The 1,089-nt window shown below is 58.0% G+C and carries 1 protein-coding gene; it reads left to right on the top strand.

What is annotated here, in order from left to right:
* A partial coding sequence (locus tag L696_RS0110165; RefSeq protein ID WP_025683547.1) for an AMP-binding protein occupies positions 1 to 1,089 on the top strand: 1,089 nt, incomplete at both ends.

Raw genomic sequence — 1,089 nt, 5'->3', positions numbered from 1 at the left:
CAGCCCCCCTGCCGAGTCTGAGCAGGCTCATCACGGCGGGCTCCGCCGTTTCAGCCGAATTCGTGCAGCAGTGGAAAGACAAGGTACAGTACTATAACGCGTACGGTCCGACGGAAGCCTCGATCGCCACATCCGTGTGGGCGGCGTCTACGTATGACACCGAACGCAGAGCGATACCGATCGGACGTCCGATCTGGAACCATCGCTTGTATATACTGGGCGCCCAGAATCAGCTGGCGCCTATCGGAGTGGAGGGAGAATTATGCATCGCGGGCGTCGGCCTCGCCCGGGGATATTGGAACCGGCCGGATCTGACGGCGGAGAAATTCATCGAACACCCGTTTGAGCCCGGAGAGAGACTGTACCGGACGGGCGACTTGGCCCGCTGGCTGCCGGACGGAAATATTGAGTACTTGGGCCGGATTGACCATCAGGTGAAAATCCGTGGATTCCGAATCGAGATCGGCGAGATTGAAGAGCAGCTTCTGAAGATCGACTCCGTGCAGGAGACGATCGTAATCGCGCGGGAAGGCAAAAGCGGGCAAGAACTGTGCGCTTACCTGGTCGCGGGCCGCCCGCTTACGCTCGGCGAGCTGAGAAGCGCGCTGGCGCAAAAATTGCCGAATTACATGATTCCGGCGCATTTTGTTCAGCTTCCGCGGATGCCGCTCACGCCGAACGACAAAATCGACCGCAAGGCTTTGCCCGCCCCGGAAGGAAACGCGCTGACCAGCGGCGGGTACGTAGCTCCCCGCAATGAAGCCGAGCGGACGCTTGCCGATGTGTGGCAGGCGGTATTGAACGCCGATCGCGTTGGGGTAACGGATCATTTCTTCGAGCTGGGCGGAGACTCGATCAAGTCCATTCAAGTATCTTCGCGGCTTCATCAAGCCGGGTACAAACTGGAAATCCGGGATTTGTTCAAATATCCGACTATCTCACAGCTCAGCCTGCATGTGAAACCGATCGGACGTACCATCGATCAAGGCGAAATAACGGGTGAAACGGCACTGACGCCGATTCAGCATTGGTTTTTCGAGAGCTCCTTTGCGGACCCGCATCATTTCAACCAGTCGGTGATGCTGTACC

It is taken from the genome of Paenibacillus maysiensis, assembly GCF_000520815.1.
Classification (GTDB): Bacteria; Bacillota; Bacilli; order Paenibacillales; family Paenibacillaceae; genus Paenibacillus; species Paenibacillus maysiensis.
Note: the sequence above shows the minus strand (reverse complement) of the source record. Positions and strands in the feature narration are given on the sequence as shown.